We start from the raw sequence: 23,481 nt of genomic DNA on the forward strand, positions 1-23,481 counted from the left end.
CAGCACAGGTACAGCACGAAAGGGCAGGTTCACGGCATGGGCATCATCAGCTGGATCATTCTGGGGCTGCTGGCCGGAGCCATCGCCAAGTTCCTGCTGCCGGGACGCGATCCGGGCGGCTTCATAGGCACGACACTGATCGGCGTCGCGGGCGCCTTCATCGGCGGTTGGATATCCGCCCGTTGGCTGGACCACCCGATCTCCAAGAGCTTCTACGACGGAGCCACCTGGGCCGCCGCGATCGGCGGCGCGCTGGTTCTGCTGATCGGCTACCGCATCCTGTTCGGCAACTCGCGCGACTGAGTGCGCGCCCCCGAGGCCGCAGCCAGCAGGCGAGAAGGGTGGGCACCCGAGGTGCCCACCCTTTCTCGTACGCGCGGCCGGCGTCCGTGGAACGACCGGCACGTCACCGGTAGTTGACGAACTGCAGCGCGAAGTCGAAGTCCTTGCCCTTGAGCAGGGCCTGCACGGCCTGCAGGTCGTCACGGCTCTTCGAGCTGACCCGCAGCTCGTCGCCCTGCACCTGCGCCTTCACGCCCTTCGGGCCCTCGTCACGAATGATCTTCGCGACCTTCTTCGCGTTGTCCTGGGAGATGCCCTCCTCGATCGAAGAGAAGATCTTGTACTCCTTGCCGGAGAGCTGCGGCTCACCGGCGTCCAGCGCCTTCAGCGAGATGCCGCGCTTGATCAGCTTGGTCTCGAACACGTCGAGGATGGCCTTCACCCGCTCCTCGGAGTTCGCCTCCATGAGGATCTTCTCGCCGGACCAGGAGATGGAGGCGCCCACGTTCTTGAAGTCGTAGCGCTGCGAGATCTCCTTGGCGGCCTGGTTGAGGGCGTTGTCGACCTCCTGCCGCTCGACCTTCGAGACGATGTCGAAACTGGAGTCGGCCATGTCCTGTGGCTCCTTGTATCGGGGTGCGTAGTGGCGGCCGCCGAACCCGCTTCGGTCCCGGGCCGCATCCGCATAAGCCTAGCCACCCCCTCCCCTCCGAGCACCGATCAATCGAGTGGCGAAGCACCCCCGAGCATCGGGTATCGTTTACGTCGTTGCCACGGAGCGCCGCCGAAAGACGGTTCGAATGGCAGCAACCCCGGCGGTGTGCCCGAGCGGCCAAAGGGAGCAGACTGTAAATCTGCCGGCTCAGCCTTCCCAGGTTCGAATCCTGGCGCCGCCACGCTGAGAGAAGAAACCCTCTCTGAAATGCGAGTAAGCATTTCAGAGAGGGTTTTTTCGTGCTCGGACGGCCTCGGACGGCTCCGGGACCGTCCGCCCGATGGCCCGACTGCTCCGGGACCCCGAACCACGGGACGCTGAGCGCCCGGAGCGCCCCAGCAGCCGCGCCCCGCGTTCTCTCCGTACCCTGACCCCATGTCCTCACGTCGCCGGATCTGCCCCGAGTGCCGTCGCGAGATCGCTGTCGTCGCGGGGCGGTTCGCCCGGCACGACCCGGCGGGGGCCCGGGGGAGCGGGGAACTCGTTTCCTGCCCGGGGTCGCGCAGGCAGGCGGAGCTGGGGGCCTCCCAGCCCGCGCTGGACGGGTACGTCGTGGCGGACTTCCCCGGCCAGCTGCCGCTTTTCTGAGCCGCACCGAGCCCTGCGGCCGGGATCTGAGGCCGAGCCCTCGGCCGGTCCCCTCGGCCGGTCCCCTCGGCCGAGTTCCTCGGACCGCTTCCCGTCAGTTCCCCGCGACCGACTTGACCGCCACCGACACCGGTGCGGAGCCGCTGATCAGTTCCAGGGTCAGGCCGGCTGTCGCCGGGGTGTCCACCAGTTCCGCGAGGACCGCGGCGACGTCGTCGCGCGGGACCGGCCCGCGGCCCGTGGCGGCCTCCAGACGGACGAGGCCCGTGCCCGCGTCGTTCGTCAGCATCCCGGGGCGCAGGATCGTCCAGTCCAGGCCGCGGTGGGCGCGTACGTACGCGTCGGCCTCGCCCTTGGCGCGCAGATACCCGTCGAACACTTCGTCCCCGGGGTGCTCCGGATCCGCGCCCATGGAGGAGACGACCACATGGCGTCGCACTCCGGCCCTGGCCGCCGCGTCCGCGAAGAGCACCGCGGCTCCCCGGTCCACGGTTTCCTTGCGGGCCGCCCCGCTGTCCGGGCCCGCGCCCGCCGCGAAGATCGCGGCGTCCGCGCCCCGCAGATGCGCGGAGACCTCCTCCAGCGAAGCGGACTCCAGATCGCACAGCACCGGCTCGGCGCCGGCCGTCCGCAGATCGTCGCCCTGTTCGGCTCGGCGGATGATCCCCGCGACCTCGTCACCGCGCGCGGAGAGCAACCGCTCAAGCCGCAACGCGATCTGACCATGACCTCCAGCGATAACAATGCGCATGTTTCCGACCGTACGCCCGGATGGAGACACCTGCCGCACAACCCTGTGGATAACTCGTGAGTCTCCTGAGAGATCAGGTTGTACGAGGGGGACGCCGTCAGGCGTCATAAGGAGACCGTCATCACCGCCACACGCATGAGCCCCGCCACCCGCAAGAGCCCTGTCATACGCAGGACGCTCACCGCGGTCGGCTGCACCACCGCCCTGCTCTCCGCGGTGGCCGCCTGCGGCACGGTGGAGAACCTCACCGCCGGTCAGAAGGTGGACCAGGCTGTCGAGGGACTCGGCAAGAAGAAGTCGCTCGCCTTCGAGTTGGGGCTCGACGCCAAGCCCTCGGCACTCGTGAAGCTGGCCGGGGAGGAGGAGCCCGGCGAGGAGATGCCGCCCGAACTGGCGAAACTGTTCGTAGGAGTACGGGTCAAGGTGTCGGTCGAGTCGCGCAAGCCGCTCGCCGACTCGGGTGAGAAGGATCTCGTCGGTACGGGCATGTCGGTCTCGGGGCCCGACGGCGTCCTCGCCGAGTACCGCCTCGTCGGCGACCACACCTACTACCGGGCCGACATGAAGGCGTTCGGCGAGGCGATGGGCTTCCCCCTGCCGAGCGCCGACGAGCTCCCGGAGAGCGAGAAGGACCTCAAGCCGGTACTTGAGGGCAAGTGGGTCAAGATCGACAACCGCGAACTCGACCGCGCCGCGAAGGACGCCACCGGCAAGGGCGGCGAGAACGGCAAGGGCAAGGCCGGCAAGGCCGATCCGGCAGACGAGATCGACAGCGGGACCCAGCAGAAGATCCTCGACGCCGTGCGCTCGGTCGTCGCCCGCGAGGTCACCTTCAGCGACAAGGGAGGCAGCGACGGTGTCGAACGGGTCGTCGCCAAGGCCTCGTTCCGTGACCTGCTCACCGGCATCCTCGACAAACTGCGGCCGCTGGCCGGCGAACTCCCGGCGGGCGCCGAACTGCCCACCGACGAGGACCTGAAGGACGCTCCGGACAAGAAGGTCGCCGTCGACTTCTCACTGAAGAACGGTGATCTGACCCGCGTCGCCGTCGACCTCGCCACCTTGGCGGACGACCCGAAGGGCGCGAAGCTGCCGCTGGTCGTCACGTTCGGCGAAGCCGGGGACGTCAGCGCCCCGTCCGGCGCCACCAAGCTGCCCGCGGGAGAGTTCGGCGGCCCGGGCAACCCGTTCACCAGCGGTCTGCTGGGCGGCTTCTGACACTCAGTTCGCCGACAGTCGCGCGCATCGACAGCTGCGTGCACCGGTGCCTGCATTCACCATTCACCGGTAATCGCATCCGCCACACAGGAGAGGCAGGCACGCGCGCGTAGAGGTCATAAACGGCCCTCACGCGCGCGTGCCGCGCACCGCACCGCAGCACCTCACCGCGAACCACGGCTCACAGATCACGGCACACAGACCACGGATCGCGGCTCACGGCTCACGACTGCCCCGTACGCCCCTGGCGCGGCAGGTCCAGCGCCACGGCCGCCGCCGAGCCGCAGTACTCCCGCACCGCGCTCGTCCGCGCCACCACGCGCCCCCGGTGCACCACGATCCGGCTGTACGCCAGCGACAGCGCCCCGTCGAGCCGGTCCCCGCGCACCGCGAGCAGCTCCGCCGGGAAGCCGGCCTCCACGCGCACCTCGGGCAGCCCCAGCACCGCCCGCGCCGACGAACTCACCGCGTCGTACGCGTCGGTGGACCGCAGCCCGTACCGCGAGGCCAGCAGATACGCCGCCTCCAGCGGGTCCCCGCGGCCCACGGGGTTCGACAGGTCCCGCAGGGCGCCGCTCCCGGCCGCGACCCGCACCCCGGCGGCCCGCAGCAGCCGTACCGGAGCCGTGCCGCGGCGGTCCACGCCCGAACAGCCGCCCTGGGGCAGGCAGACGACGGTCACGCCGGCCGCGGCGAGCTGGTCGGCCGAGCGTGAGGCCACCTCGGAGGGCAGGCGGCTCAGCCCTCCGAGGTGGCTGAGGGTCACCCCGGGCCGCAACCCGCCCGCCATCGCCGCGAGGCGCCCGAGCCGCGCCGGATCGTCACCGTCCGTATGCAGATCGACCGGGCAGCCCTGCTCCGAGGCGACCTCCAGGACCGCCTCCACATAGCCCGTCGGATCCGGGTCCAGATCCGGACAACCGCCCACTACGGAGGCGCCCATCTTCACCGCGTCCCGCAGCATCGCCAGCCCGTCGGCCCCGGCGAGTCCGGTGAGGACCCGGGGCATCGCCACGACCGTCAGCTCGACGAGCCCCCGCAGCGCGCGCCGCGCCTGGAGCACCGCCGCCATCGAGCCCAGCCCCTGCACGTCGCCCACGCGCACATGCGAGCGGACGGCGGTCGCCCCGTGCCCCAACTGCAGGAGAGCGGCCTCGGTCGTACGGCGCTGGACCTCCTTGCCCTCGTACGAGACCGGGCCCTCGCCGTCGGCCGACAGGGCCGTGTCGCCGTGGGCGTGGGGCTCGGCCGGGGCAGGCAGGAGCAGATGGCCGGAGAGGTCCACGCGCGCGGTGTGCGCGGTGAGGCTGCCCGCCGTGCCGACCGCCTCGATGCGTCCGCCGGCCAGCCGCACGTCCACCAGCCTGCCGTCGGTGAGCCGCGCACCGCAGAGCAGCAGGTCGGACCCGTTGTCCCGGCCGGACGGGCCCGGGGAACCCGAGGAGCCCGACGAGGACGAGGAGCTCGACGAGGAGTGGTGCGGCTGCGGCTGGCTGTCTGGCATCGCGCTCCTGGGGCTCGTCGGCTGCGGAGGAGGGGCACAAGATCACGCAGCGTGAGTCGAGCCTAGGGTGACGATCGGCGCACATCGAGGAGGAGCGGAATAGTCATACCGGTGTGGTCCGTCGTGCCGGAGAGGCGGGTGGAACAGCCGGTGAGGACCCGGGAACGGGCCGGGGCAGGTGCCGCGAAACGGATTTGGGCGATCGGCTGCCGAGCGTGTAATGTCTTCATCGCTCGCCCCAATAGCTCAGTCGGTAGAGCGTCTCCATGGTAAGGAGAAGGTCTACGGTTCGATTCCGTATTGGGGCTCTGGTGTGGGAAGTTCCCGTCGAAAGACGGGAACTGATCACATCAAAGCGGTGTAGCTCAGTCGGTAGAGCAAGCGGCTCATAATCGCTGTGTCACCGGTTCAAGTCCGGTCACCGCTACTGACGGTAGCCGATTGCGGGGTCGGTCCTTCAATCGGTTACTCTTTTATGCGTTAATCCATGTCTCATCCGTCCCGGCAAGGAGCACTCACGTGGCTGCCACCGACGTCCGCCCGAAGATCACGCTGGCCTGCGTGGAGTGCAAGGAGCGGAACTACATCACCAAGAAGAACCGGCGTAACAACCCGGATCGCATGGAGATGAAGAAGCACTGCCCGCGTTGCAACTCGCACACTGCGCACCGCGAAACGCGATAAAAAAGGCTCGTTCACGAGGCCGTCCCCTGTAATCGGGGGGCGGCCTCGCGTCGTTGACACCCGCTGCGAACCAGCTGCGAACCAGTGCGAATCAGGAGGTGCCGAGCCGATGGCGCTCGACCAGTCCTTCGTGGGGCGGTCCTACCCGCCCACCGACCCGTACGAGGTCGGCCGGGAGAAGATCCGTGAGTTCGCGGAGGCGGTGGGAGACCCCAATCCCGCCTACCGGGACCCGGACGCGGCCAAGGCCCTCGGTCACCCCGATGTGATCGCACCGCCGACTTTCGTGTTCGCGATCACCTTCAAGGCCGCGGGACAGGTCGTCCAGGACCCGCAACTGGGTCTCGACTACAGCCGCGTCGTGCACGGCGACCAGAAGTTCGTCCACCGGCGCCCGGTGCGCGCGGGGGACCGGCTCACGGTCACGTCCACCATCGAGGCGATCAAGTCGATGGCGGGCAACGACATCCTGGACATTCGCGGCGAGGTCCGCGACGAGGCCGGCGAGCACGTGGTGACCGCCTGGACCAAGCTCGTGTCCCGTGCGGCCGAGGGGGCGTGAACAGATGACCGCGAAGATCGCGTACGACGACGTCGAGGTCGGCACCGAGCTGCCGGCCCAGACCTTCCGAGTGACCCGCGCCACGCTCGTGCAGTACGCGGGAGCCTCGGGGGACTTCAATCCGATCCACTGGAACGAGAAGTTCGCCAAGGAGGTGGGCCTCCCGGACGTCATCGCGCACGGCATGTTCACCATGGCCGAGGCGATCCGGGTCGTCACCGACTGGGCCGGCGACCCGGGCGCGGTCGTCGAGTACGGCGTCCGCTTCACCAAGCCCGTCGTCGTCCCGAACGACGACGAGGGCGCCACGATCGAGGTCAGCGGCAAGGTCGCCGTCAAGCTCGACGACAACACCGTCCGCGTCGACCTCGTCGCGACGAGCGCGGGCCAGAAGGTGCTGGGCATGTCCCGGGCCGTCGTACGACTCGCCTGATGGGCTGAAGAGACACGAGTAAGGGGCGTCCGCTACTGCGGGCGCCCCTTACTCGTACGTTCCCCTCGCCACTTCGCTGTCCCTCCGGAGCACGCTCTTGACTTAGTTAGTGATTGAGTACTAACTTCGTCGCATGGTCAGGATGAGCGCAGAGGAACGGCGTGAGAGCGTCATTCGCGCGGCGATGAGCGAGTTCGCCCGGGGCGGGTACTACGGCACGTCCACCGAGGTGATCGCCAAGCGCGTGGGGGTCTCGCAGCCGTACCTCTTCCGGCTCTTCCCCGGCAAGAAGGCGATCTTCCTCGCGGCCGCGGAACGCTGTCTGGAGGACACGATCCGCGCGTTCGCGGCGGCTTCCGAGGGGCTGCACGGCGAAGAGGCCCTGCACTCCATGGCGGACGCGTACACGAGGGTCATCGCCGAGGAGCCGGAGCGGCTGCTCATGCAGATGCAGATGTACGTCGCGGTGGCGGCGGCCGAGCAGGCCGGTGACCACGAGCTCGGCGAGGCGGTCCGGGCCGGCTGGATGCGGCTGTGGGAGACCGTCCACCTGCCGCTCGGTGCCGACATCGACGAGACCACCGACTTCCTGGCCTACGGGATGCTCATCAACTGCCTGGTGGCCATGGGCTTCCCGCCACAGCACCGGGTGTGGGAAGGGCTCTATCCGTCGGCCCGGGCCAAGGGTCGGCTCGAACACTGAAGCGGAACACCCATCCGGAAGGCGGCAAGTACGGGCGCCTTTTCATGGCCGCAAAAGTTAGTTAGCAATAACTAACCGACAGCTAGCGAAAACCCGCTGGGGGAGCGATGTCACAGCAGACGCCCGAACGGACACCACAGCCGACCGAACGTCGCGGGGGAGCCGTCTGGGCCCTCGTCATCACCAGCGTCGCCGGATTCATGGCGGCCCTGGACAACCTCGTCGTCACCACCGCTCTGCCCTCGATCCGCGAAGACTTCGGGGGAGCGCTCGACGACCTGGAATGGACCGTGAGCGCGTACACGCTCACCTTCGCCGTGCTGCTGATGTTCGGCGCGGCCCTGGGTGACCGGTTCGGCCGCCGCCGGCTCTTCCTCGTCGGCATCACCGTCTTCACCGGCGCGTCCGCCGCGGCCGCCATGGCGCCCGGCATCGACTCGCTGATCGCCGCCCGCGCGGTCCAGGGCGTCGGCGCGGCCATCATGATGCCGCTGACCCTGACCCTGCTGACGGCCGCCGTCCCGGCCGCCAAGCGCGGGATGGCGTACGGGATCTGGGGTGCCGTCAACGGACTCGCGGTCGCCTCGGGGCCGCTCATCGGGGGCAGCCTGACCGAACACCTGTCCTGGCAGTGGATCTTCTGGCTGAACGTGCCGCTGGGTCTCGCCCTGCTGCCGCTCGCCCGGCTGCGCCTGACGGAGTCGTTCGGCGCCGGCGCCCCGCTCGACATCCGCGGCACCCTGCTCGCCAGCGGTGGCCTCTTCGGCATCGTGTACGGGCTGGTCCGGGCGCCCGTCGTCGGCTGGAGCGACGGTGTCGTGCTGCTCGCCCTGTTCGCGGGTACGGCTCTGCTCACCGGCTTCGTCTTCCACGGCATGCGGGCGAAGAACCCGATGCTGCCGATGAGGCTCTTCCGTAGTCGTGCCTTCGCCGGGATCAACGCGGCGAGCCTGCTGATGTTCCTCGGGATGTTCGGCTCGATCTTCCTGCTCAGCCAGTACATGCAGGGCGTGCTCGGCTACTCGCCCACCGAGGCGGGGCTGCGCATGCTGCCGTGGACCGGTATGCCGATGCTCGTCGCGCCGGTCGCCGGCTATCTGTCGGACCGTATCGGCGGCCGTCCCGTCGTCGCGGCGGGTCTGTTCCTGCAGGCCGTCGGGCTCGGGTGGTTCGCCGTCGTGGTCGAGGCGGACACCTCGTACGCCGCGCAGCTGCCCGCCCTGATCATCAGCGGCGTCGGGATGTCTCTCTTCTTCGCTCCGGCCTCCAGCCTGGTCATGTCCAGCGTCCGGGCGCAGGAGCAGGGGATCGCGTCCGGCGCCAACAACGCGCTGCGCGAGGTCGGCGGGGCGCTCGGTATCGCGATCATGGCCTCGATCTTCTCCGCGCAGGGCGGCTACGAGAGCGCGCAGACCTTTGTGGACGGGATCCGGCCCGCGCTGTGGGTGGGCGCGGGGGCGGTGGCCCTGGCGGGGGTCGGGGCGCTGTACATCCCGCGGCGGCGGGCTGCGGGCGGGTCTCAGGAGGTTACGGAGGCGGCCGTGCCTGTGCCTGTACCTGTACCTGAGACTGCGTCGCGTTGAGTTGAGTCTGCGGGCCGGTGGGGGCGGGCCGCGCAGTTCCCCGCGCCCCTCGGGAGCCGGGGCTGCGCCCCGGCTCCCGCCCCTTGAGAACGGCCCCGCCCGACCCGGCGGGGCCGTTCTCGTACTCTGGGGGCGTGCAGGAACTTCACGACACCGCCCTCGCCCCGCTGACCACCTTCCGGCTCGGTGGTCCCGCCGACCGGCTGATCACCGCGACCACCGACGACGAGGTGATCGCCGCCGTCCGCGAGGCCGACGACTCCGGTACGCCGCTGCTGCTGATCGGCGGTGGCTCGAACCTGGTCATCGGCGACAAGGGCTTCGCGGGCACAGCCCTGCGCATCGCCACGCGCGGCTTCGAGCTGGACGGTACACGGCTGGAGCTGGCCGCCGGGGAGGTGTGGACCGACGCGGTCGCCCGGACCGTCGAGGCCCGTCTCGCGGGCATCGAGTGCCTCGCCGGAATCCCGGGCTCCGCCGGTGCGACACCGATCCAGAACGTGGGCGCGTACGGCCAGGAAGTGTCGTCGACGATCACCGAAGTGATCGCTTATGACCGCGAGAGCCGTGAGACGGTCACCATGTCGAACGCCGAGTGCGCCTTCTCGTACCGGCACAGTCGGTTCAAGGGCGATCCCGAGCGGTTCGTCGTGCTGCGTGTCCGTTTCGAGCTGGAGGACGCCGCCGGGCTGTCCGCGCCGCTGAGGTACGCCGAGACGGCCCGCATGCTCGGTGTCGGACCCGGTGACCGCGTGCCCGTGGACGCGGCCCGCGAGACCGTGCTGAAGCTGCGTTCCGGGAAAGGCATGGTGCTCGACCCCGAGGACCACGACACCTGGTCGGCGGGCTCGTTCTTCACCAACCCGATCCTCACGCGCGAGGAGTTCGCCGCGTTCCACGCGCGCGTGGTGGAGCGCCTGGGCGACGGAGTGGTCCCGCCCGCCTACCCCGCGGACGACGAGAACACCAAGACCTCCGCGGCCTGGCTGATCGACAAGTCCGGCTTCACCAAGGGGTACGGCACCGGCCCCGCCCGTATCTCCACCAAGCACACCCTGGCCCTCACCAACCGGGGCGGGGCCACCACGGAGGACCTCCTCGCGCTCGCCCGCGAGGTCGTCGCCGGAGTCCACGAGGCCTTCGGGATCACGCTCGTCAACGAACCGGTGACGGTGGGCGTCAGCCTCTGAGGTCCGGCTCCGAGGCTCCGGGACCCACCGCCCCCGCCCACGCCCGCCCCGGGGCCGCTCAGGCGGCCGGGGCGGTCAGCCAGTCGTCGATCCCGGACAGCAGCTTCTCCCTGATGTCGGGCGGGGCCGCCGAGGCGCGTACCGACTGCCGTGCCAGTTCGGCCAGTTCGGCGTCCATGAAGCCGTGGTGGCGGCGCGCGATGTCGTACTGGGCGGCCAGCCGGGAGCCGAACAGCAGCGGGTCGTCCGCGCCGAGCGCCATGGGCACGCCCGCCTCGAAGAGCGTGCGCAGGGGGACGTCCTCCGGCTTCTCGTAGACCCCCAGGGCGACGTTCGAGGCCGGGCAGACCTCGCAGGTGATGCCGCGGTCCGCGAGCCGCTTCAGCAGCCGCGGGTCCTCGGCGGCCCGCACCCCGTGCCCGATCCGCGAGGCGTGCAGGTCGTCCAGGCAGTCGCGGACGGACGCGGGGCCCGTCAGCTCACCGCCGTGCGGCGCGGCCAGCAGCCCGCCCTCCCGGGCGATCGCGAAGGCCCGGTCGAAGTCCCGCGCCATGCCCCGCCGCTCGTCGTTGGAGAGGCCGAACCCGACGATGCCCCGGTCCGCGTACCGCACGGCCAGCCGGGCCAGCGTGCGGGCGTCCAGGGGGTGTTTCATCCGGTTCGCGGCGACCAGCACCCGCATACCGAGCCCGGTCTCGCGCGAGGCCGTGTCCACCGCGTCCAGGATGATCTCAAGCGCGGGGATCAGACCGCCCAGGCGCGGCGCGTAGGACGTGGGGTCGACCTGGATCTCCAGCCACCCCGAGCCGTCCTTGAGGTCCTCCTCGGCGGCCTCGCGCACGAGCCGCTGGATGTCCTCGGGATCTCTGAGGCACGACCGCGCCGCGTCGTACAGACGCTGGAAGCGGAACCAGCCGCGCTCGTCCGTCGCCCGCAGTTTGGGCGGCTCGCCGCTCGTCAGCGCCTCGGGCAGGTGGATCCCGTGCTTGTCGGCCAGTTCCAGCAGGGTGGTGTGCCGCATCGAACCGGTGAAATGCAGGTGCAGATGAGCCTTGGGCAGCTCAGAGACCTTACGTACGTGCTCCATTCAAGGATCCTGCCGCACGCCGGCGCCGTATCGGTAGCGCTTTCCCTGAACGTGGTCTTGCTCGCACGAAGAAACGAGCCGCCTCCCCGGAGGGAAGCGGCTCGCCTCACCCGCTGATCTGAGCGGATTCAGTACTTACTGTCGTGACCTACTGCCGTGCGCGGGTTCAGGCCTTGGCCTCCGCCAGGAGCTTCTGGATCCGCGAGACGCCCTCGACGAGGTCCTCGTCACCCAGCGCGTACGACAGCCGCAGATAGCCCGGCGTGCCGAAGGCCTCACCCGGGACGACCGCGACCTCGGCCTCCTCCAGGATCAGCGCGGCCAGCTCGACGGAGGTCTGCGGGCGCTTGCCGCGGATCTCCTTGCCGAGGAGCGCCTTCACCGAGGGGTACGCGTAGAACGCGCCCTCGGGCTCCGGGCAGAGCACGCCGTCGATCTCGTTGAGCATGCGCACGATCGTCCGGCGGCGGCGGTCGAAGGCCTCGCGCATCTCGGCCACGGCCGTCAGGTCGCCCGAGACGGCGGCGATCGCGGCGGCCTGGGCCACGTTCGACACGTTCGACGTGGCGTGGGACTGCAGGTTGGTCGCGGCCTTCACCACGTCCTTGGGGCCGATGAGCCACCCGACCCGCCAGCCGGTCATCGCGTACGTCTTCGCCACGCCGTTGACCACGATGCACTTGTCGCGCAGCTCGGGAAGTACTGCCGGCAGCGAGGTGAACTTCGCGTCCCCGTAGACCAGGTGCTCGTAGATCTCGTCCGTCATCACCCACAGGCCGTGCTCGACGGCCCAGCGGCCGATGGCCTCGGTGTCCTCGGCGCTGTAGACGGCACCGGTCGGGTTGGAGGGCGACACGAAGAGGACGACCTTGGTCTTCTCCGTACGGGCCGCCTCCAACTGCTCGACGGAGACGCGGTAGCCGGTCGTCTCGTCCGCGACGACATCCACCGGGACACCGCCGGCGAGACGGATCGACTCGGGGTACGTCGTCCAGTAGGGGGCCGGGACGATGACCTCGTCGCCCGGGTCGAGGATCGCGGCGAACGCCTGGTAGATGGCCTGCTTGCCGCCGTTGGTCACCAGGACCTGGGAGGCGTCCACCTCGTAGTGGGAGTCACGCAGCGTCTTGGCGACGATCGCCGCCTTCAGCTCGGGAAGGCCGCCGGCCGGCGTGTAGCGGTGGTACTTCGGGTTCTTGCATGCCTCGATGGCGGCCTCGACGACATAGTCCGGGGTCGGGAAGTCGGGCTCACCGGCGCCGAAGCCGATCACCGGACGTCCGGCGGCCTTGAGGGCCTTGGCCTTGGCGTCCACGGCGAGGGTGGCGGACTCGGAGATCGCGCCGACTCGGGCGGAGACCCGGCGCTCGGTGGGAGGGATTGCAGCGCTCATGGGGCCCATCGTTTCAGACCGGAAACGTCCCCGGCACACTGGTTTCACGGACTGGGCAACGCCGGACGAACCCGGGGCCGGGTACGCACAAAGTCCGTACGGACACTTTCTGTTCGACGACCGGCCGCCGACCACGTACACTCTCACCTCGTTGGCCTTCACCGGCCGCACTCTTCCGGTGCACTCCGAGCACCCGGGCGGATGCGGTACGTTGTGGGGGAAGCAAAGGGTCGTAGCTCAATTGGTAGAGCACTGGTCTCCAAAACCAGCGGTTGGGGGTTCAAGTCCCTCCGGCCCTGCTACACACTCCTTTCACCAGGATGTGTGCACATGTACGTACTGCATTGCACCGCCGTGCGGCTCACACCGGGCGCGGCACGGCCACGACCCGGAATCAGGTGAGGACGAGTGACGGACGCCGTGGGCTCCATCGACATGCCTGATGCCCAGGATGAGGCGCCGGAGTCACAGAAGAAGGGCCGCAAGGGCGGCAAGCGTGCCAAGAAGGGCCCGCTGAAGCGCCTCGCCCTCTTCTACCGCCAGATCGTCGCGGAGCTCCGCAAGGTTGTCTGGCCGACCCGCAATCAGCTGACGACGTACACCACAGTGGTGATTGTGTTCGTTGTCATCATGATCGGTCTGGTGACTGTGATTGACTTCGGACTCGACAAGGCCGCCAAGTACGTCTTCGGCTAGGCCTAGCGCGAAGGGCGCCGTACCCGGCGCCCGCTTTCGCGTGTTCCACCCCCATGATCCAGGAAGAAGCAGCCACCGTGTCTGACCCGAACCTGAACGATGCCGTCGAGTCGGTCGAGTCCCGTGACGACGAACTCGACATCGTCGAGGGCGCGGACGTCGAGGACGAGGTCGAGGCTGCCGACGCCGCGGCGGGCGAGCCCGCCGAAGAGGCCGCGCTGCACGTCGAGGACGAGTCCGGCGAGGACGCCGAGGGCGACACCGCCGCGGACGCCTCCGAAGAGGACGAGTCCGCCGATGCCGCGACCGACGAGGACGAGGTGGAGGAGGCCGAGCCGGTCGACCCCGTCACCGCCCTCCGTGAGGAACTTCGTTCGCTGCCCGGCGAGTGGTACGTCATCCACACGTACGCCGGTTACGAGAACCGCGTGAAGACCAACCTCGAACAGCGTGCCGTCTCGCTGAACGTCGAGGACTTCATCTTCGCGGCCGAGGTGCCGCAAGAAGAGGTCGCGCAGATCAAGAACGGCGAGCGCAAGACCATCAAGCAGAACAAGCTCCCCGGCTACGTGCTGGTGCGCATGGACCTGACGAACGAGTCCTGGGGTGTCGTCCGCAACACCCCCGGCGTCACCGGCTTCGTGGGCAACGCCTACGACCCGTACCCGCTGACGCTGGACGAGATCGTCAAGATGCTCGCCCCCGAGGCCGAGGAGAAGGCAGCCCGCGAGGCCGCCGAGGCCGAGGGCAAGCCGGCGCCGTCCCGCAAGCTTGAGGTCCAGGTGCTGGACTTCGAGGTGGGCGACTCGGTCACCGTCACCGACGGCCCGTTCGCGACGCTGCAGGCGACCATCAACGAGATCAACGCCGACTCGAAGAAGGTCAAGGGCCTCGTCGAGATCTTCGGCCGCGAGACTCCGGTGGAGCTCAGCTTCGACCAGATCCAGAAGAACTGACGTTCTTTCGGACCGTACGCTTCCGACCAGGTCAGACAGGCTCTTGCAGCCCGTCTGACCTGCTCGGTTTCAGGCTGCGCACCGATACCCGTTATCGTTGTGCGGTATGCCTCCATCCGGATGATCCGGAATGGATGGCCGGAAACTCTCACTAGGACCCGGAGAGAGCAATGCCTCCCAAGAAGAAGAAGGTCACGGGGCTTATCAAGCTCCAGATCCAGGCCGGTGCGGCCAACCCGGCGCCGCCGGTCGGCCCCGCACTGGGCCAGCACGGCGTCAACATCATGGAGTTCTGCAAGGCCTACAACGCCGCGACCGAGTCGCAGCGCGGCTGGGTCATCCCGGTGGAGATCACGGTCTACGAGGACCGCTCCTTCACCTTCATCACGAAGACCCCGCCGGCCGCGAAGATGATCCTCAAGGCCGCCGGTGTCGAGAAGGGCTCGGGCGAGCCGCACAAGACCAAGGTCGCCAAGATCACGCAGGCCCAGGTCCGCGAGATCGCCACGACCAAGCTGGCCGACCTGAACGCCAACGACCTGGACGCCGCGTCGAAGATCATCGCCGGCACCGCCCGTTCCATGGGCATCACGGTCGAGGGCTGATCCCCACCACCGCAGAACACCGTGGCAGGGCCTGCTCGGCCCCTACCACGACTCCTCAGAGCACACAGGAGCAGTAGTGAGCAAGCGCAGCAAGTCTCTCCGCGCTGCGGACGCCAAGATCGACCGGGAGAAGCAGTACGCCCCGCTCGAAGCCGTCCGTCTCGCCAAGGAGACCTCCACCTCGAAGTTCGACGGCACCGTCGAGGTCGCCTTCCGCCTGGGTGTCGACCCGCGCAAGGCCGACCAGATGGTCCGCGGCACCGTGAACCTCCCGCACGGCACCGGCAAGACCGCCCGGGTCCTGGTCTTCGCGACCGGTGACCGTGCCGAGGCCGCGACTGCCGCCGGCGCCGACATCGTCGGTTCCGACGAACTCATCGACGAGGTCGCGAAGGGGCGTCTGGACTTCGACGCCGTCGTCGCCACCCCGGACCTCATGGGCAAGGTCGGCCGCCTGGGCCGTGTCCTCGGCCCGCGTGGTCTGATGCCGAACCCGAAGACGGGCACCGTGACCCCGGACGTGGCCAAGGCCGTGACCGAGATCAAGGGCGGCAAGATCGAGTTCCGCGTCGACAAGCACTCGAACCTGCACTTCATCATCGGCAAGGCGTCGTTCGACGACACGCAGCTGGTGGAGAACTACGGCGCCGCGCTCGACGAGATCCTTCGTCTGAAGCCGTCGGCCGCCAAGGGTCGCTACATCAAGAAGGCCACGATCAGCACCACGATCGGCCCCGGCATCACGCTGGACTCGAACCGCACCCGCAACCTCCTCGTCGAGGAGGACCCGGCCGCCGTCTGAGCCTGACGCTCACCGGTAGCCGCGTCGCAGACGCGATTTCAGGACGGGCCCCGCAACCTTTCGAGGTGCGGGGCCCGTCTTCGTGTCCGGCGCCCGGTGTCCGGTGAGCGTCAGGCCTTGGCGTGCGGCCCTCGGTGCCGGCGTCCGGTGCCCGTTTCCGGGTCGGATGTCGGTGGCCTGCGCTAGCGTGCGAGGCACAGGAATCGCATAGGGGGACGAATGATGAGCTCGATCGTGCGCCGGGTGACCGTCTCGATAGCGGTGGCCGCCGCCCTGACCGGAACCGCGGCCTGTAGCGGCTCGGACTCCGACGGGGATCCCGGAGGGGACGGCAAAGGTTCGGCAGGGGACACCAAGGGCACCGGCGGGGCCGGCACCCTTACGGACGCGATCGTCGCCCTTCGTTCCGTGGAGAAGAGCACCGACGGTGCGGACTCCGCCAAGGTCGAGTCCACCACGACCATGGGCACGATGATGTCGATGAAGGCGGACGGCGCTCTCGGCTGGGCCGACGGACTCACCGGCAACCTGACGATCACGTACACCGGCGGCACGATGGCCGACCAGATGCGCCAGCTGGGCACCACCTCCATGGAGGCCCGCTATCTGCCGGACGCCTACTACGCGAAGATGGGCGACAAGTTCGCCGAGCAGTCCGGCGGCAAGCACTGGATCAAGTACGACTACGACGACCTGGCGAAGCTCGCCGGCGGCTCGGGCGCGTACATGAAGGACCAGATGCAGAACACCACGCCGAACCAGTCGGTGAAGCTGCTGCTGGCCTCCGGGGACGTCGAGAAGGTCGGCGAGGAGAAGGTGCGCGGCGAGGACACCACCCACTACTCGGGCACGGTCGACGTCGCGGATCTCGCGGGCCGGAACTCTTCGCTGTCCGCGAGTCAACTGGCGGATCTGAAGAGCCAGTTGGAGCAGGCGGGCGTCACCACCGAGACCATCGACATCTGGGTGAACGACCAGGACCTGCTGGTCAAGAAGGCCGAGAAGGGCGAGCTGGCGACCGGCTCGATGTCCTCGACGGCGTACTACAGCGACTACGGCGTCGAGGTCGCCGCCGAGGAGCCCGCGGCGGGCGACACCGCGGACTTCAAGGACCTCGTGCGGAGCCAGCCGACGGGTTGACGCCGCCCGGTCTCGGTCGACGGCTGAAGTCGCCCGGCCTCTGCCGACGGGCTGAAGCCGCCCCGCCTCAGCCGACGGGCTGAAGCCGAGCGGCCCCCACCAGCCGGTTCGGCCCCGGGTTCTGCTCCCTCCCGGCAGTCACAGGAGTCACAGGCGTCACACAGGTCACGGCAGAACTCGCAGGACTGCTCGAACCCCGCTGGGATACGCTCGCGGCTTGTCTGTGAGTCGCTCATCTGTTCCTTGGGGGGAACCATGAAGCTTTCTGTGCGCACGCCTGTACGCCGTGGGGCGACGGGCGCGGTCGTCGCCGCGCTCGTCTTCGGCGGGGGTGCCGTCGGCTGTTCCAAGGGGGACGAGGAGTCCCCCGAGATGACGCCCGCCGCGGCCGTCGCCAAGGCGGCGAAGAAGACCGAGGACATCACCTCCCTCAGCTACCGGATGACCGGCAGGACCCCGGAGGAGGGGCGCGTCAAGGCCGAGGCCCAGATGCGCATGGAGCCCGACCTCGCCATGAGCATGAAGATGACCGCCCTCGACCAGGGGAAGGACGGCAACGCCGAGATCCGCCTGGTCGACAAGGCGATGTACATCGGCGGGGGCGCCGCGGCGGCCAAGGAGATGGACGGCAAGAGCTGGATCAAGTTCGACATGTCCACGCTGGGTGACGACGCGCTGGGCGGCGGCGGGGCGCCGGGTGCGGGGACGGCCGACAAGAACCCGGCGCAGGAGTCCACCTTCCTCACCGGCTCCAAGGACGTGAAGAAGGTCGGCACCGAGAAGGTCGAGGGCGTCGAGACCACCCACTACAAGGGCACGGTCACCCTCGACCAGTTCCGCAAGTCCCTCAAGAGCGAGAGCAAGGCCACCCGCGAGAAGCGGGAGAAGAGCCTTGAGCAGTACGAGAAGCTGGGCGTGGACGCGCTCACGATGGACATGTGGGTCGACGGCGAGGACCACACCAAGCAGTTCCGCATGCAGGGCGACGCCGACAAGGGCAAGCTCGACATGACCATCACCTTCCTCGACTACAACAAGCCCGTGACCGTCGAGGCCCCGCCGGCCAAGGACGTCATGGACCTGGCCGAGATGATGGGCGACCTGGAGGGCTGACCGGCCCCGGGGGCACGATTTGCTTGACAGTGCCCCGTTCACGTAATCTTCCACAGAAGCCAAAGACCGCTGGTCGTTGCCGTGCTCTCAACAGAGGATGCGGTGACCGAAGGATCCGCTGAATTGCGGACGACCCGCGCAGGTGACTGTGGATGAGCTCCCGGACAGTCCCGTACTTCGTACGGATTCCGTCTGGTAGAGCCACGCCCCGTGCGCCTGCGCCGGGGCGTTTCGTTTTCCCAGTCTCCTTCTGAGCGGTCCTCATCACCCGGAAGGAGGCCACGCTTATGGCAAGGCCCGACAAGGCTGCCGCGGTAGCCGAGCTCGCGGACCAGTTCCGTAGCTCGAACGCCGCTGTGCTGACCGAGTACCGGGGTCTCACCGTGGCGCAGCTCAAGACGCTGCGTCGTTCGCTCGGTGAAGACGCCCAGTACGCCGTGGTGAAGAACACGCTGACCAAGATCGCGGCCAACGAGGCCGGGATCTCCACGCTCGACGACCTGTTCAACGGTCCGACAGCGGTTGCCTTCATCTCCGGTGACCCGGTGACGTCGGCGAAGGGTCTTCGTGACTTCGCCAAGGACAACCCCAACCTCGTCATCAAGGGCGGTGTCCTTGACGGCAAGGCGCTGTCCGCCGACGAGATCAAGAAGCTTGCGGACCTTGAGTCCCGCGAGGTTCTGCTCTCCAAGCTGGCGGGTGCCATGAAGGGCAAGCAGTCCCAGGCTGCCTCCCTCTTCCAGGCGCTCCCGTCGAAGTTCGTCCGCACCGCGGAGGCGCTTCGCGTCAAGCTCGAAGAGCAGGGCGGTGCCGAGTAACTCGGCTCGCGCAATGACCGCCGCCTGAGGCGACGGTCGCAGCGGGCCGAACGTACGCCCGCCTCACCAGTACATCCCGGCACCTGCCGAATTAGTGGAAGGACGCCATCATGGCGAAGCTGTCCCAGGAAGAGCTGCTCGCGCAGTTCGAGAACCTCACCCTCATCGAGCTCTCCGAGTTCGTGAAGGCCTTCGAGGAGAAGTTCGACGTCACCGCCGCCGCCGCGGTCGCCGCCGGCCCCGCCGCCGCTGCCGCCCCGGCCGAGGCCGAGGCCGAGCAGGACGAGTTCGACGTCATCCTCACGGGTGCCGGCGAGAAGAAGATCCAGGTCATCAAGGTCGTGCGTGAGCTGACCTCGCTGGGTCTGAAGGAGGCCAAGGACCTCGTCGACGGCGCTCCGAAGCCCGTCCTGGAGAAGGTCGACAAGGCTGCCGCCGAGAAGGCTGCCGAGTCCCTCAAGGGCGCCGGCGCCTCCGTCGAGGTCAAGTGACCCGACGAGTCCGCCAGGACTCCTGCGAGCCGCGTAGAGCCGCTTTCGTAGCGGTGTAACGCTGACGCACCGAGGAGCGATCACCCAACTGGGTGGTCGCTCTTCGGCGTTCGAGGGGGCCGTGCGGCGACTGCCTTGCGCTGTAGGTCGCGACGAGTATGGTGATCTTCGTTCGTGCCTCCAGCCGCCCGTGACGGGCTGCACGGCAGGTTGCAAGTGACGGTGGCAGCACCCGGTTCGGGCATGGGGGGCCTTGACGAACCGCACGCAGCGCGCAATTCTCAGGACGCGTCGTCACAACGATCCGGATCCGAGGCATGGATCGGCGGCGAAGAGGGCAGTATCGATGTGCATCGAGGGCGTGGCTTGCAGCAGGGGTTGAGAACAACGAGGGTCTTCAAAAACCCGCACTGGACATCAGTGGGCCTAGTGGCTACACTGACCCTTTGCGCTGCCTGTTAGCTGCCTCCTGCCCGTCACCAGGGGCATACCCTCGCTTGAGCATCGTGGATGGAACCGACTCTGACCTGGTCGTATTCGACCGGTTCGGGAGACGTCTCTCCCGGTGCCCCGCTTGGGACCGGTACGCGCGTAGTGAGTCCGAGCCCTCGGAAGGACCCCCTCTTGGCCGCCTCGCGCACTGCCTCGACCGCGAATACGAACAACGGCGCCAGCACCGCCCCGCTGCGCATCTCCTTTGCAAAGATCAAGGAGCCCCTTGAGGTTCCGAACCTTCTTGCGCTGCAGACCGAAAGTTTTGACTGGCTGCTCGGCAACGACGCGTGGAAGGCTCGTGTCGAGGCGGCTCTGGACAGTGGACAGGACGTCCCCACGAAGTCCGGTCTGGAGGAGATCTTCGAGGAGATCTCCCCGATCGAGGACTTCTCAGGGTCGATGTCCCTGACGTTCCGCGACCACCGCTTCGAGCCTCCCAAGAACTCGATCGACGAGTGCAAGGAGCGCGACTTCACGTTCGCCGCGCCGCTCTTCGTCACCGCCGAGTTCACCAACAACGAGACCGGCGAGATCAAGTCCCAGACCGTCTTCATGGGTGATTTCCCGCTCATGACGAACAAGGGCACCTTCGTCATCAACGGCACCGAGCGTGTCGTGGTGTCGCAGCTGGTCCGTTCGCCGGGTGTCTACTTCGACTCCTCCATCGACAAGACGTCCGACAAGGACATCTTCTCCGCGAAGGTCATCCCGTCCCGGGGTGCCTGGCTGGAGATGGAGATCGACAAGCGCGACATGGTCGGTGTCCGCATCGACCGCAAGCGCAAGCAGTCCGTCACCGTCCTGCTCAAGGCTCTCGGTTGGACGACCGAGCAGATCCTTGAGGAGTTCGGCGAGTACGAATCCATGCGCGCCACCCTGGAGAAGGACCACACCCAGGGCCAGGACGACGCGCTGCTCGACATCTACCGCAAGCTGCGCCCGGGCGAGCCGCCGACCCGTGAGGCCGCTCAGACGCTGCTTGAGAACCTCTACTTCAACCCCAAGCGCTACGACCTCGCGAAGGTCGGCCGCTACAAGGTCAACAAGAAGCTGGGCGGCGAAGCGCCGCTCGACGCCGGGATCCTGACCGTCGAGGACATCATCTCGTCGATCAAGTACCTGGTGAAGCTGCACGCCGGTGAGACCGAGACCGTCGGGAACAACGGCACCTCGATCGTCGTCGAGACCGACGACATCGACCACTTCGGCAACCGCCGTCTGCGCAACGTGGGCGAGCTCATCCAGAACCAGGTCCGTACGGGTCTGGCGCGTATGGAGCGAGTCGTCCGCGAGCGCATGACGACCCAGGACGTCGAGGCGATCACGCCGCAGACCCTGATCAACATCCGGCCGGTCGTCGCCTCCATCAAGGAGTTCTTCGGCACCAGCCAGCTGTCGCAGTTCATGGACCAGAACAACCCGCTGTCGGGTCTCACCCACAAGCGCCGTCTGTCGGCTCTTGGCCCGGGTGGTCTCTCCCGTGAGCGGGCCGGCTTCGAGGTCCGTGACGTGCACCCCTCGCACTACGGCCGCATGTGTCCGATCGAGACCCCCGAAGGCCCGAACATCGGCCTGATCGGCTCGCTCGCCTCCTACGGTCGGGTCAACGCGTTCGGCTTCGTCGAGACGCCTTACCGCCGGGTCACCGACGGTGTCGTCACCGACGAGGTCGACTACCTGACCGCCGACGAGGAGGACCGCTTCGTCATCGCGCAGGCCAACGCCGTGCTCAACGACGACATGCGGTTCAACGAGGCCCGTGTCCTGGTCCGCCGCCGTGGCGGAGAGGTCGACTACGTCCCCGGTGACGACGTCGACTACATGGACGTCTCGCCGCGCCAGATGGTGTCGGTCGCGACCGCCATGATCCCGTTCCTGGAGCACGACGACGCCAACCGTGCCCTCATGGGCGCGAACATGATGCGCCAGGCCGTGCCGCTGATCACCGCCGAGGCCCCCCTCGTCGGTACGGGCATGGAGTACCGCTGCGCTGTCGACGCCGGTGACGTCATCAAGGCCGAGAAGCCGGGTGTGGTCCAGGAGGTCTCCGCGGACTACGTCACGGTGGCCAACGACGACGGCACCTACACCACCTACCGGGTGGCCAAGTTCTCCCGCTCCAACCAGGGGACCTCGGTCAACCAGAAGGTCGTCGTCAACGAGGGCGACCGGGTCATCGAGCACCAGGTGCTCGCCGACGGCCCGGCCACCCAGGAAGGCGAGATGGCGCTGGGCAAGAACCTGCTCGTCGCCTTCATGCCGTGGGAGGGTCACAACTACGAGGACGCGATCATCCTGTCGCAGCGCCTCGTGCAGGACGACGTCCTCTCCTCGATCCACATCGAGGAGCACGAGGTCGACGCCCGTGACACCAAGCTCGGCCCCGAGGAGATCACCCGGGACATCCCGAACGTCTCCGAGGAGGTCCTCGCCGACCTCGACGAGCGCGGCATCATCCGCATCGGTGCCGAGGTCGTCGCCGGTGACATCCTGGTCGGCAAGGTCACGCCCAAGGGCGAGACCGAGCTGACCCCGGAGGAGCGCCTGCTCCGCGCGATCTTCGGTGAGAAGGCGCGCGAGGTGCGCGACACCTCGCTGAAGGTGCCGCACGGCGAGATCGGCAAGGTCATCGGCGTCCGCGTCTTCGACCGTGAAGAGGGCGACGAGCTGCCGCCGGGCGTGAACCAGCTGGTTCGGGTCTACGTGGCGCAGAAGCGCAAGATCACGGACGGCGACAAGCTCGCCGGCCGGCACGGCAACAAGGGTGTCATCTCCAAGATCCTTCCGATCGAGGACATGCCCTTCCTTGAGGACGGCACGCCGGTCGACATCATCCTCAACCCGCTGGGTGTCCCGTCCCGAATGAACCCGGGACAGGTCCTGGAGATCCACCTCGGCTGGCTCGCCAGCCGTGGCTGGGACGTCTCCGGGCTCGGCGAGGAGTGGGCGCAGCGCCTCCAGGCCATCGAGGCCGACAAGGTGGAGCCCGGTACCAACGTCGCCACCCCCGTCTTCGACGGTGCGCGTGAGGACGAGCTGGCCGGTCTGCTGCAGCACACGATCCCGAACCGCGACGGATCACGCATGGTGCTCCCGACCGGTAAGGCACCGCTGTTCGACGGCCGCTCCGGCGAGCCGTTCCCGGAGCCGGTCTCGGTCGGCTACATGTACATCCTCAAGCTCCACCACCTGGTCGACGACAAGCTGCACGCCCGTTCGACCGGTCCGTACTCGATGATCACCCAGCAGCCGCTGGGTGGTAAGGCCCAGTTCGGTGGCCAGCGATTCGGTGAGATGGAGGTGTGGGCGCTTGAGGCTTATGGCGCCGCTTACGCCCTCCAGGAACTGCTGACCATCAAGTCCGACGACGTGACCGGCCGCGTGAAGGTCTACGAGGCCATCGTCAAGGGCGAGAACATTCCTGAGCCCGGCATTCCCGAGTCCTTCAAGGTGCTCATCAAGGAAATGCAGTCGCTCTGCCTCAACGTGGAGGTGCTGTCCTCGGACGGCATGTCCATCGAGATGCGCGACACGGACGAGGACGTCTTCCGCGCCGCGGAGGAGCTCGGTATCGACCTGTCCCGGCGCGAGCCGAGCAGCGTCGAAGAGGTCTGACGGGTCTGGCCGGGGCTCGCTGAACACGAGCCCCGGCTAACCAACCCCGGACCCCAG

Annotated in this window: 23 protein-coding genes and 4 tRNA genes; 22 read left to right on the forward strand and 5 right to left on the reverse strand. The window is 68.1% G+C overall.

The window, feature by feature from the left end; translation table 11 throughout:
* Nucleotides 1-36: 36 nt before the first annotated feature.
* Nucleotides 37-303 (forward strand): GlsB/YeaQ/YmgE family stress response membrane protein, encoded by a 267-nt coding sequence (locus C6Y14_RS35420; RefSeq protein WP_107020967.1) that lies wholly within the window; start codon nucleotides 37-39, stop codon nucleotides 301-303.
* Between the two features lie 103 nt (nucleotides 304-406).
* On the opposite strand, the gene C6Y14_RS35425 is transcribed toward C6Y14_RS35420, so the two are convergent.
* Nucleotides 407-895, reverse strand: coding sequence for a YajQ family cyclic di-GMP-binding protein (locus C6Y14_RS35425; protein WP_107020968.1), 489 nt, complete (start codon nucleotides 893-895; stop codon nucleotides 407-409).
* Between the two features lie 201 nt (nucleotides 896-1,096).
* Between C6Y14_RS35425 and C6Y14_RS35430 the strand changes: the two genes are divergently transcribed.
* Both C6Y14_RS35430 and C6Y14_RS35435 read left to right on the forward strand, forming a co-directional pair.
* Nucleotides 1,097-1,178 (forward strand) — tRNA-Tyr (locus C6Y14_RS35430).
* 194 nt (nucleotides 1,179-1,372) lie between these two features.
* Nucleotides 1,373-1,585: a hypothetical protein gene (locus C6Y14_RS35435; protein WP_107020969.1), complete on the forward strand. Its 213-nt coding sequence runs from the start codon at nucleotides 1,373-1,375 to the stop codon at nucleotides 1,583-1,585.
* A 94-nt stretch (nucleotides 1,586-1,679) separates the two neighbouring features.
* Here the strand turns inward: C6Y14_RS35435 and C6Y14_RS35440 are convergent, their stop codons facing one another.
* Nucleotides 1,680-2,336, reverse strand: coding sequence for an NAD(P)H-binding protein (locus C6Y14_RS35440; RefSeq protein WP_107020970.1), 657 nt, complete (start codon nucleotides 2,334-2,336; stop codon nucleotides 1,680-1,682).
* Between the two features lie 135 nt (nucleotides 2,337-2,471).
* Between C6Y14_RS35440 and C6Y14_RS35445 the strand changes: the two genes are divergently transcribed.
* The gene (locus C6Y14_RS35445) at nucleotides 2,472-3,554 is read left to right on the forward strand and encodes a hypothetical protein (RefSeq protein WP_107020971.1); all 1,083 of its coding nucleotides are present in this window, start codon (nucleotides 2,472-2,474) and stop codon (nucleotides 3,552-3,554) included.
* Nucleotides 3,555-3,777: 223 nt separating this feature from the next.
* Here C6Y14_RS35445 and C6Y14_RS35450 read toward each other — a convergent pair whose 3' ends face one another.
* Nucleotides 3,778-5,058, reverse strand: coding sequence for an amidohydrolase family protein (locus tag C6Y14_RS35450; RefSeq protein WP_107020972.1), 1,281 nt, complete (start codon nucleotides 5,056-5,058; stop codon nucleotides 3,778-3,780).
* A gap of 235 nt (nucleotides 5,059-5,293) precedes the next feature.
* Here C6Y14_RS35450 and C6Y14_RS35455 point away from each other — a divergent pair.
* The 8 genes from C6Y14_RS35455 to C6Y14_RS35490 all read left to right on the forward strand — a co-directional run bounded on the left by C6Y14_RS35455 (nucleotide 5,294) and on the right by C6Y14_RS35490 (nucleotide 10,213).
* Nucleotides 5,294-5,366: transfer RNA gene (locus tag C6Y14_RS35455), tRNA-Thr, on the forward strand.
* Between the two features lie 46 nt (nucleotides 5,367-5,412).
* A tRNA-Met gene (locus C6Y14_RS35460) sits at nucleotides 5,413-5,485 on the forward strand.
* Between the two features lie 92 nt (nucleotides 5,486-5,577).
* Nucleotides 5,578-5,742 (forward strand): 50S ribosomal protein L33, encoded by a 165-nt coding sequence (gene rpmG, locus C6Y14_RS35465; RefSeq protein WP_007265873.1) that lies wholly within the window; start codon nucleotides 5,578-5,580, stop codon nucleotides 5,740-5,742.
* A 109-nt stretch (nucleotides 5,743-5,851) separates the two neighbouring features.
* Nucleotides 5,852-6,304, forward strand: coding sequence for a MaoC family dehydratase N-terminal domain-containing protein (locus C6Y14_RS35470; RefSeq protein WP_107020974.1), 453 nt, complete (start codon nucleotides 5,852-5,854; stop codon nucleotides 6,302-6,304).
* A 4-nt stretch (nucleotides 6,305-6,308) separates the two neighbouring features.
* Complete coding sequence (locus C6Y14_RS35475; RefSeq protein ID WP_107020975.1) at nucleotides 6,309-6,737, forward strand: MaoC family dehydratase; 429 nt, start codon at nucleotides 6,309-6,311, stop codon at nucleotides 6,735-6,737.
* 133 nt (nucleotides 6,738-6,870) lie between these two features.
* A complete protein-coding gene (locus C6Y14_RS35480) occupies nucleotides 6,871-7,440 on the forward strand; it encodes a TetR/AcrR family transcriptional regulator (protein WP_199854974.1) in 570 nt (189 codons plus the stop codon).
* 107 nt (nucleotides 7,441-7,547) lie between these two features.
* Nucleotides 7,548-9,023, forward strand: coding sequence for an MFS transporter (locus C6Y14_RS35485; protein WP_107020976.1), 1,476 nt, complete (start codon nucleotides 7,548-7,550; stop codon nucleotides 9,021-9,023).
* Nucleotides 9,024-9,157: 134 nt separating this feature from the next.
* Nucleotides 9,158-10,213, forward strand: coding sequence for a UDP-N-acetylmuramate dehydrogenase (locus C6Y14_RS35490; RefSeq protein ID WP_107020977.1), 1,056 nt, complete (start codon nucleotides 9,158-9,160; stop codon nucleotides 10,211-10,213).
* Between the two features lie 58 nt (nucleotides 10,214-10,271).
* Here the strand turns inward: C6Y14_RS35490 and C6Y14_RS35495 are convergent, their stop codons facing one another.
* Nucleotides 10,272-11,300 (reverse strand): adenosine deaminase, encoded by a 1,029-nt coding sequence (locus tag C6Y14_RS35495; protein WP_107020978.1) that lies wholly within the window; start codon nucleotides 11,298-11,300, stop codon nucleotides 10,272-10,274.
* Nucleotides 11,301-11,466: 166 nt separating this feature from the next.
* On the reverse strand, nucleotides 11,467-12,693 hold the full coding sequence (locus C6Y14_RS35500) for a pyridoxal phosphate-dependent aminotransferase (RefSeq protein ID WP_107020979.1): 1,227 nt from the start codon (nucleotides 12,691-12,693) through the stop codon (nucleotides 11,467-11,469).
* Nucleotides 12,694-12,919: 226 nt separating this feature from the next.
* Here C6Y14_RS35500 and C6Y14_RS35505 point away from each other — a divergent pair.
* The 10 genes from C6Y14_RS35505 to rpoB all read left to right on the forward strand — a co-directional run bounded on the left by C6Y14_RS35505 (nucleotide 12,920) and on the right by rpoB (nucleotide 23,424).
* Nucleotides 12,920-12,992: transfer RNA gene (locus tag C6Y14_RS35505), tRNA-Trp, on the forward strand.
* Between the two features lie 109 nt (nucleotides 12,993-13,101).
* Entirely contained in the window at nucleotides 13,102-13,389 is a 288-nt protein-coding gene (gene secE, locus C6Y14_RS35510; RefSeq protein WP_055610500.1) for a preprotein translocase subunit SecE, read from the forward strand.
* A gap of 77 nt (nucleotides 13,390-13,466) precedes the next feature.
* A complete protein-coding gene (gene nusG, locus C6Y14_RS35515) occupies nucleotides 13,467-14,345 on the forward strand; it encodes a transcription termination/antitermination protein NusG (protein WP_107020980.1) in 879 nt (292 codons plus the stop codon).
* Nucleotides 14,346-14,515: 170 nt separating this feature from the next.
* Nucleotides 14,516-14,950, forward strand: coding sequence for a 50S ribosomal protein L11 (rplK, locus tag C6Y14_RS35520; protein WP_107020981.1), 435 nt, complete (start codon nucleotides 14,516-14,518; stop codon nucleotides 14,948-14,950).
* 76 nt (nucleotides 14,951-15,026) lie between these two features.
* Nucleotides 15,027-15,752 (forward strand): 50S ribosomal protein L1, encoded by a 726-nt coding sequence (gene rplA / locus C6Y14_RS35525; protein WP_107020982.1) that lies wholly within the window; start codon nucleotides 15,027-15,029, stop codon nucleotides 15,750-15,752.
* 219 nt (nucleotides 15,753-15,971) lie between these two features.
* The gene (locus tag C6Y14_RS35530) at nucleotides 15,972-16,892 is read left to right on the forward strand and encodes a hypothetical protein (RefSeq protein WP_107020983.1); all 921 of its coding nucleotides are present in this window, start codon (nucleotides 15,972-15,974) and stop codon (nucleotides 16,890-16,892) included.
* A gap of 255 nt (nucleotides 16,893-17,147) precedes the next feature.
* Entirely contained in the window at nucleotides 17,148-18,005 is an 858-nt protein-coding gene (locus C6Y14_RS35535; protein WP_107020984.1) for a DUF1396 domain-containing protein, read from the forward strand.
* A 287-nt stretch (nucleotides 18,006-18,292) separates the two neighbouring features.
* Entirely contained in the window at nucleotides 18,293-18,823 is a 531-nt protein-coding gene (gene rplJ / locus C6Y14_RS35540) for a 50S ribosomal protein L10 (RefSeq protein ID WP_107020985.1), read from the forward strand.
* Between the two features lie 110 nt (nucleotides 18,824-18,933).
* The gene (rplL, locus tag C6Y14_RS35545) at nucleotides 18,934-19,314 is read left to right on the forward strand and encodes a 50S ribosomal protein L7/L12 (protein WP_107020986.1); all 381 of its coding nucleotides are present in this window, start codon (nucleotides 18,934-18,936) and stop codon (nucleotides 19,312-19,314) included.
* A 624-nt stretch (nucleotides 19,315-19,938) separates the two neighbouring features.
* Nucleotides 19,939-23,424 carry a DNA-directed RNA polymerase subunit beta gene (rpoB, locus tag C6Y14_RS35555; RefSeq protein WP_107020987.1) on the forward strand — a complete coding sequence of 1,162 codons (3,486 nt, stop codon included), beginning with the start codon at nucleotides 19,939-19,941 and terminating at the stop codon, nucleotides 23,422-23,424.
* The last annotated feature ends 57 nt before the right edge of the window (nucleotides 23,425-23,481 follow it).

The sequence above is a fragment of the Streptomyces dioscori genome (assembly GCF_003024195.1).
Lineage (GTDB): Bacteria > Actinomycetota > Actinomycetes > Streptomycetales > Streptomycetaceae > Streptomyces > Streptomyces dioscori.

What these genes read in the sequence shown, in the direction of transcription:
- C6Y14_RS35420 (WP_107020967.1), top strand. Translation starts at nt 37, where the DNA reads ATGGGCATCATCAGCTGGATCATTCTGGGGCTGCTGGCCGGAGCCATC.
- C6Y14_RS35425 (WP_107020968.1), bottom strand. Translation starts at nt 895, where the DNA reads ATGGCCGACTCCAGTTTCGACATCGTCTCGAAGGTCGAGCGGCAGGAG.
- C6Y14_RS35435 (WP_107020969.1), top strand. Translation starts at nt 1,373, where the DNA reads ATGTCCTCACGTCGCCGGATCTGCCCCGAGTGCCGTCGCGAGATCGCT.
- C6Y14_RS35440 (WP_107020970.1), bottom strand. Translation starts at nt 2,336, where the DNA reads ATGCGCATTGTTATCGCTGGAGGTCATGGTCAGATCGCGTTGCGGCTT.
- C6Y14_RS35445 (WP_107020971.1), top strand. Translation starts at nt 2,472, where the DNA reads ATGAGCCCCGCCACCCGCAAGAGCCCTGTCATACGCAGGACGCTCACC.
- C6Y14_RS35450 (WP_107020972.1), bottom strand. Translation starts at nt 5,058, where the DNA reads ATGCCAGACAGCCAGCCGCAGCCGCACCACTCCTCGTCGAGCTCCTCG.
- C6Y14_RS35470 (WP_107020974.1), top strand. Translation starts at nt 5,852, where the DNA reads ATGGCGCTCGACCAGTCCTTCGTGGGGCGGTCCTACCCGCCCACCGAC.
- C6Y14_RS35475 (WP_107020975.1), top strand. Translation starts at nt 6,309, where the DNA reads ATGACCGCGAAGATCGCGTACGACGACGTCGAGGTCGGCACCGAGCTG.
- C6Y14_RS35480 (WP_199854974.1), top strand. Translation starts at nt 6,871, where the DNA reads ATGGTCAGGATGAGCGCAGAGGAACGGCGTGAGAGCGTCATTCGCGCG.
- C6Y14_RS35485 (WP_107020976.1), top strand. Translation starts at nt 7,548, where the DNA reads ATGTCACAGCAGACGCCCGAACGGACACCACAGCCGACCGAACGTCGC.
- C6Y14_RS35495 (WP_107020978.1), bottom strand. Translation starts at nt 11,300, where the DNA reads ATGGAGCACGTACGTAAGGTCTCTGAGCTGCCCAAGGCTCATCTGCAC.
- C6Y14_RS35500 (WP_107020979.1), bottom strand. Translation starts at nt 12,693, where the DNA reads ATGAGCGCTGCAATCCCTCCCACCGAGCGCCGGGTCTCCGCCCGAGTC.
- rplK (WP_107020981.1), top strand. Translation starts at nt 14,516, where the DNA reads ATGCCTCCCAAGAAGAAGAAGGTCACGGGGCTTATCAAGCTCCAGATC.
- C6Y14_RS35530 (WP_107020983.1), top strand. Translation starts at nt 15,972, where the DNA reads ATGATGAGCTCGATCGTGCGCCGGGTGACCGTCTCGATAGCGGTGGCC.
- C6Y14_RS35535 (WP_107020984.1), top strand. Translation starts at nt 17,148, where the DNA reads ATGAAGCTTTCTGTGCGCACGCCTGTACGCCGTGGGGCGACGGGCGCG.
- rplJ (WP_107020985.1), top strand. Translation starts at nt 18,293, where the DNA reads ATGGCAAGGCCCGACAAGGCTGCCGCGGTAGCCGAGCTCGCGGACCAG.
- rplL (WP_107020986.1), top strand. Translation starts at nt 18,934, where the DNA reads ATGGCGAAGCTGTCCCAGGAAGAGCTGCTCGCGCAGTTCGAGAACCTC.